The organism is Stenotrophomonas sp. STEN029, assembly GCF_056760015.1.
The window spans coordinates 1-6937 of the sequence record NZ_JBRREC010000145.1 but is presented as its reverse complement, the minus strand read 5'-3'; the positions used below and the strand labels follow the sequence as shown (position 1 = coordinate 6937).

General features: G+C 64.2%; 5 protein-coding genes. 4 read left to right on the top strand and 1 reads right to left on the bottom strand.

Annotation, left to right across the window (positions count from 1 at the left end):
• Positions 1 to 161: 161 nt before the first annotated feature.
• Complete coding sequence (locus ACVOLI_RS19930) at positions 162 to 2738, top strand: M14 family zinc carboxypeptidase (protein ID WP_481615709.1); 2577 nt, start codon at positions 162 to 164, stop codon at positions 2736 to 2738.
• 542 nt (positions 2739 to 3280) lie between these two features.
• Here the strand turns inward: ACVOLI_RS19930 and ACVOLI_RS19925 are convergent.
• Positions 3281 to 4684, bottom strand: a complete 1404-nt coding sequence (locus ACVOLI_RS19925) for a DEAD/DEAH box helicase (protein ID WP_481615708.1) — start codon at positions 4682 to 4684, stop codon at positions 3281 to 3283.
• A 15-nt stretch (positions 4685 to 4699) separates the two neighbouring features.
• Here ACVOLI_RS19925 and ACVOLI_RS19920 point away from each other — a divergent pair, with 15 nt between their 5' ends.
• The 3 genes from ACVOLI_RS19920 (at position 4700) to maiA (ending at position 6792) form a co-directional block, all read left to right on the top strand.
• A complete protein-coding gene (locus tag ACVOLI_RS19920; RefSeq protein WP_481615707.1) occupies positions 4700 to 4993 on the top strand; it encodes a hypothetical protein in 294 nt (97 codons plus the stop codon).
• A 64-nt stretch (positions 4994 to 5057) separates the two neighbouring features.
• The gene (locus tag ACVOLI_RS19915) at positions 5058 to 6047 is read left to right on the top strand and encodes a fumarylacetoacetate hydrolase family protein (protein ID WP_481615706.1); all 990 of its coding nucleotides are present in this window, start codon (positions 5058 to 5060) and stop codon (positions 6045 to 6047) included.
• Positions 6048 to 6135: 88 nt separating this feature from the next.
• Entirely contained in the window at positions 6136 to 6792 is a 657-nt protein-coding gene (gene maiA, locus ACVOLI_RS19910) for a maleylacetoacetate isomerase (RefSeq protein ID WP_481615705.1), read from the top strand.
• The last annotated feature ends 145 nt before the right edge of the window (positions 6793 to 6937 follow it).

Below are 6937 nucleotides of genomic sequence, written 5' to 3'. Positions count from 1 at the left end.
CCCCCCCCCCCCGCCGGCGGGGGGGGGGGTGCCCGCGCGCGCCCCCCCCCCGGGCGGTGTGGCGCCCCCCCCCCCCCCCCCCCCCCCCCCCCCACTACATGCTTCGCTTTTCAATTTGAAGTTTGGCAACAACGTTCATGCAATCGGGGAGTGCTACACCCATGTCGTTCCGCTTTTCACGTCTGCTGCCAGCGCTGTTGTTGGCAACACTCATCAGCCTGTCGCCGGCCCATGCCCAGAACAGCTACTACTTCCCCACCGCGCGGCAGTTCGATGCGAAGGTGCCTTCACCGCAGCAGTTCCTCGGCTACGAAATCGGCAGTCATTACACCCGGCATGATCAGCTGGTGGCCTACTTCAACGAACTGGCGCGGGTCTCGGACAAGGTCAAGGTCGAAGTCATCGGTCAAAGTTACGAGCAGCGCCCGCTGCTGCTGGTGACCATCACTTCGGCACGCAACCATGCGCGCAGCGCCGAGATCGCCGCACAACGGCAGGCGCTGATCGATCCCGCACAGCCCTTGCCCGGCGCCGATGCACCGGCAGTGGCCTGGCTGGGTTACAGCGTGCACGGCAATGAAACCTCCAGCGGTGAAGCAGCGATGCTCACCGCTTACTACCTGGCCGCCAACCAGGATGCGGAGACCGCGCGCTGGCTGGACCAGGCAGTGGTGGTGATTGATCCGGCACAGAACCCGGATGGACGCGACCGTGCCGCCAACTGGCATAACGCCTGGGGTTCGCGTCCAGCGTCGGCGGATCCGGCCGACAAGGAGCACGTCGAGCCGTTCCCCAGTGGTCGCGTCAATCACTACTTCACCGATCTCAACCGCGATTGGCTGGCGTTGGCGCAGGCCGACAGCTGGCCGAAGGTCGCGCAGTTCCATCGCTGGTATCCGAATATCCAGATCGACTTCCATGAGATGGGCAAGGACAGCACGTATTACTTCGAGCCATCACCAAAGAGCATGGAAAGCCCGCTGCTGCCCAAGTCTTCGTACGAGGCGAACAAGTGGCTGGCACGTTTCCATGCCAAGGCCCTGGATGATCTTGGCTCGCTGTACTACACCGGCGAGAACTTCGACAACTTCTCGCCGATCTATGGTTCGACCTATCCGGATTTCCACGGTGCGGTCGGTGTGACAGTGGAGCAGGCAAGTTCGCGCGGCCTGGTACAGGAATCGGTGAATGGCCCGCTGCATTTCGACTTCACCGTCCGCAACCAGGTAGCTACCGGCCTGGCCAGCGTGCGTGGCGTGGTGGAAGACCGTGATCGCCTGTTCGCGCTGCAGAAGGAGTTTTTCCGCAGCGCCTTGAAGCAGGCGGCAGCCTATCCGGTGCACGACTGGGTGTTTGGTGATGCCGCTGATGCCACGCTGACCCGCAAGCTGCTGGCAGTGTTGTTGCAGCATCGCATCGAGGTGCATGCGCTGGCGCGTGATGTGGACGTGGACGGCAAACGCTTCCTCGCCGGCTCGGCCTATGTGGTGCCGGCGCGGCAGCCGCAGTTCCGCCTCGCCCATTCGATCCTCGAGTTCACGCCGGCGGTGAAGGGCGATGTGTTCTACAGCGGCACCTCGTATGCAGTGGCTCCGGCGTATGGCCTGCGCTATGCAGGTAGTCGTGGTGCCTTGCCGAGCGGTGCGGCGGTGGATGCGGTGCCGACGGCACAGGGCGGTATCAGCGGAGGCCCTGCGGGTTTTGCCTATGTGGCCGATGCACGTGACTTTGGCAGCTTCCGCCTGCTGGGCGGTCTCCTGCGCGACAACGTGCGTGTGCGCACCGCGCACCAGCCGTTCACTGCCGCTACTGCGAACGGTGATGTGGCGTTCGGTCATGGTGCGGTGGTGATTCCAGTTGCGGGCCAGACCGTGGACGCCGAATCGTTGCAGGCCAAGGTGCTGGCGCGTGCGCAGGAAGCCGGTGTCACGGTTTACGCCTTGGCCAGTGGTCGCGCTGCCAGCGGTATCGACCTGGGCAGTGACAATGTGCGCGTGCTGCGCACGCCAAGCATTGCCCTGGTGATGGGCGAGGGTGTGTCCGCCACCGAGATTGGTTCGACCTGGTTCTCGCTGGATACTTCGCTGGGCTTGCCGTCGACCAAGCTTGATCCTGTACAGCTGGCCAGCGTTGATCTGGCGCGCTACACCTCGATCGTGCTGTCCGGCGGTACCTATGCAAACGTCAGTGATGCCGGTGTGGCTGCGCTCAAGCGTTGGATTGCCGCCGGTGGTTCCCTGGTGGTGTATGGCACTGGCGCGCGCTGGGCCATCGACAAAGGTCTTGCCGAAGCCAAGTTACGAGAAGGCGACAAAAAGGATGAGGCGGAGCGTCTGGATTTCGGCACCGTGCGTGACGTGTTCGCGCTGGGCCGGGTCAGCGGCAACATCCTGAGCGCTGATATCGACCCGACCCATCCGCTGGGCTTTGGTGTGCAACAGCGTCGCATCTGGATCAACAAGGAAGGCGGGCTGGTATTCGAGCCGGTGAAGAATGCCTTCCTCAATGTGGTGAATATCGACCGCGAGCCGGTGGTGAATGGCTATCTGTCCGATGCGAATCGTGCGCGGGTGTCGGGTTCGAGCTATCTGCAGGTGGTGCCGACCGGGAGTGGCAACGTGGTGTTGTTTGCCGACGATCCGGCGCACCGCAAGTATTGGCATGGTACCGAGCGTTTGCTGCTCAATGCCTTGCTGCAGGCGAACCACCTGAGTACCCCGCGCCAGCGCGGGGAGTAACAACGCCCCTGAGACCTGGGCCCCTCTCCCGCATGCGGGAGAGGGGTTGGGGTGAGGGGGGCGGTGCGCAGCACCGTGCTGTTTTGCTTTTCTCGGCCATGCAGCGGTTGTCGCAAAAGCCCAAAGCCGCCCTCATCCGCCCCTGCGGGGCACCTTCTCCCGTAAACGGGAGAAGGGATAGAGCAAAGCTCGAAGCCCAAGCTCGAAGCCAAAGCTCAGAGCCAAAGCTCAGAGCCAAAGCCCAAAGCAAAAACACAATGCGAAGGCTCAAAGCGAAGGCTCAATGCCAACGCGCTTGGCCACCGCTGGTTGAGGCGTGCACGGTGTCTGATCCTCGACGTGGCAATGACGGGCCTTCCCTTCTCCCGCCTGCGGGAGAAGGTGCTCCGCAGGAGCGGATGAGGGGAGCTTTTGATCTCGTTCCGGCCATTGCACGAGGTCAGCGGCAATAGCTTGCCACTCAACAGCGCAAAAACCAGAAAGGCCGACGCAATGCGTCGGCCTTTCTTTGCAACTCATCTCATCCCAACAAGACGTTGGAATCAGGCACTGGTACGGCTCTGGCCACGGCCGCCACCACCGCCACGACGCTGACCACCACCCGGGTGTGCATCACGACGCTGCTGGCCATTGCCGGCATTGCGCTGGCCGCCCGGCTTCTGCGGCTGGCCGCCACGGCCGCCGCGCGGTGCATCGCCGGTCGGACGACGTGCGGCATGGCCGCCGTTGCCGCGACGCGGTGCCTTGTGGCCGCCCGGATGCTCTGCCTTGCCCGGTGCGCTGTTGCCCCAGCGAATCGGGGTGTGCGGCTCAAAGCCCGGCACGTCACGGATGTCCATGTCGCGGTCGAGCAGACGCACGATCTGGCGCAGCAGCTTGGCTTCGTCCTGTGCAACCAGCGAGACAGCCTCACCGGTCGAACCGTTACGGCCGGTACGGCCGATACGATGCACGTAATCTTCCGGCACCATCGGCAGGTCGTAGTTGATGACCTTCGGCAGCTCGTTGATGTCGATGCCGCGGGCAGCGATATCGGTGGCCACCAGCACGGTCACGCGGCCGGCCTTGAAGTCAGCCAGTGCGCGCAGGCGCTGGCCCTGGCTCTTGTTGCCGTGGATCGCCGCGGTCTTGATGCCGGACTTCTCCAGGAAGTCGGCCAGCTTGTCGCAACCATGCTTGGTGCGGCCGAACACCAGCGTCTGCACGCGGGAATCCTTGGCCAGCAGGTGCAGCAGCAGTTCACGCTTGCGCGCGCCATCCACCGGGTGCACGCGGTGGGTGATGGTCTCGGCAACGGTGTTCTTCGGCGTGACCTGGATCTGCTCCGGGTTGTGCATGAACTCCAACGCCAGCTGCTTGATGCTGTCCTCGAAGGTGGCCGAGAACAGCAGGGTCTGGCGGTTCTGGCGCGGCAGCTTGGCGAGGATGCGCTTGATCGAGGGCAGGAAGCCCATGTCGAGCATGCGGTCGGCTTCGTCCAGCACCAGGATCTCGACGCCGGACAGGTCGACGCTGCGACGCTCCAGGTGGTCGATCAGGCGGCCCGGGCAGGCGACCAGCAGGTCGACGCCACGGCGCAGCATGTCCAGCTGGTTGCCCATGCCGACGCCGCCGTAGATGCAGGCGCTGGGGATGCGCAGGTACTTGCTGTAGCCACGCAGGCTGTCATGCACCTGGGTTGCCAGTTCGCGGGTCGGTGCCAGCACCAGGGCGCGCGGGCGACGCGGGCCATTGCCCACGCTCTGCGGCGAGGTGGCCAGGTGCTGCAGCAGCGGCAGGCCGAACGCGGCGGTCTTGCCGGTACCGGTCTGGGCGCCGGCCAGCAGGTCGCGGCCGTCCAGCGCAAGCGGAATGGCCTGCTGCTGGATCGGGGTCGGGTTTTCGTAGCCCTGCTCGGCGAGCGCGCGCAGCAGGAAGGGCGCAAGGCCCAGGTTTTCAAACGACATGGAGTACTCCGAAACATGAAGAACGCGCGCCCGCAGGGGCTTGCGTTGCTGATCATTGAAGACCAGCTGATCTCGGAGCGTTCCCGTAAACCGCGCTGCAAGATCTGGGATGCAACCAACGCGGTGCGCTGGCTGGAATGCGTGACGATAGGCGTCGGAGTGGGGGCGGGCGGGCGGATGGGCCAGATGGCCGCTGATCCTGCACCGCCGGCGATCCCTGAGGGAAACGGACGGCCGCTGGCAGACCGCGCTAGTCTAAGGGATTGTTTGGGCTGGCACAAAAACGCCCGTTCAGCATTCGACTTGTGAGGCTGGTGGTAGCTGGCTTATTCATTACAATTGAAACTTATTTCTCCGCAGACTGGACACTCCCATGAAGCTTGGTTCCCTGAAGGAAGGCGGCCGCGACGGCACCCTGATCGTGGTTTCGCGCGACCTGACCCGTGCGGTGCGGGCCGCTGGCATTGCCGCCACCCTGCAGCAGGCGCTGGAAGACTGGTCGAATCTGGCGCCGCGCCTGAACGCGCTGTCCGAGCAGCTCAATGCCGGCGCCGTGGAAGGCGAGTTTGCCGTGGTCATGCAGGCGCTGGCCGCGCCGCTGCCGCGTGCCTACGAATTCGTCGATGGCAGCGCCTACCTGCCGCACGTGGCGCGGGTGCGCAAGGCGCGCGGTGCCGAAGTGCCGGAAAGCTTCTATACCGATCCGCTGATGTACCAGGCCACCAGCGCCGGCTTCTACGGCCCGCGTGATGCAGTGAAGGTGATCAGCGAGGACTACGGCATCGATCTGGAAGCCGAGATCGTGGTCATCACCGACGACGTGCCGATGGCGGTGACGCCGGAGCAGGCAGCTGGCCACATCCAGCTGGTTGGCCTGGTCAATGACGTCAGCCTGCGCAACCTGATCCCGGGCGAACTGGCCAAGGGCTTTGGCTTCCTGCAGTCCAAGCCGCGCTCGGCGCTGAGCCCGGTGTTCGTGACCCCGGACGAGTTGGGCGCTGCGTGGCAGGACAGCAAGCTGCACCTGCCGCTGGTCACCCACATCAATGGCAAGTGGTTCGGCGCGCCGGAAGCCGGCGTGGACATGCAGTTCAACTTCGCCCAGCTGGTAGCGCACGCGGCCAAGACCCGCCCACTGACTGCAGGTGCCGTCGTCGGCTCGGGCACCATTGCCAATGAAGACACCGCACTGGGCGCGTCCTGCTTCGCCGAACAGCGCACCGTCGAAACCCTGCGCGATGGCAAGCCGTCGACACCGTTCATGAGTTTTGGTGATGTGGTGCACATTGAGATGCTGGACCGTGACGGTGCCAGCATTTTTGGTGCGATTGAACAGCGCATCGAACAGGCTTCGCGTCCCTGAAAGACAGTTGGCGCGTTGGCCGTGCTGGTGGTGAAGGAATCCTCACCGCCAGCCGTTATTGTGGTGGCAGGTGATGGGGGAATCTGACATGGAAGCAGGGCTGACGCTCTACAGTTATTGGCGCTCGAGTGCCGCTTATCGCGTGCGTATCGGCTTGAACCTGAAGGGCCTGGAGTACGCACTCACACCGGTACATCTGGTGCGTGATGGCGGCCAGCAGCATGCGCCGGATTACGCCGCATTGAACCCGCAGGAGCTGGTGCCGACGCTGCGTCATGGCGAGCGCGTACTGACCCAGTCGCTGGCCATTCTTGAGTACCTGGACGAGGTTTTCCCCGAGCCTGCCCTGTTGCCGGCCGATGCCGGTGGCCGTGCGCGTGTGCGTGCATTGGCGCAGCAGGTCGCCTGCGACATCCACCCCTTGAACAATCTGCGGGTGATGCAGTTCTTCGATCGCGAATGGAACGTGCCGCAGCCCGAGCGCGACGAGTGGACGCTGCACTGGATGCGCACCGGTTTTGCCGCGCTGGAGACCATGCTGGCAGGTTCGTTCGACACCGGTCGCTATTGCCACGGCGCAGAGCCTGGCCTGGCCGATTGCTGCCTGGTGCCGCAGCTGTACAACGCCCGTCGTTTCCATCTGGACCTGACGCCGTATCCAACCCTGCAGCGGATTGAAGAGGCTTGCCTGGCGCTGCCAGCATTCGACGCAGCGCGCCCGGAAAGCCAGGTCGACGCGGTCTAGCAGGGCTGGTGGCTGTGGGAGCGGCGCAAGCCGCGACGCTGATATGCAATGTAGGAGCGGCGTAAGCCGCGAAGCCGGCATTGCATCCGAAGCAGCAGATCACCCACTGCTCGACGAAGCTAGAGCCCGGATCCATCAGTGGCTT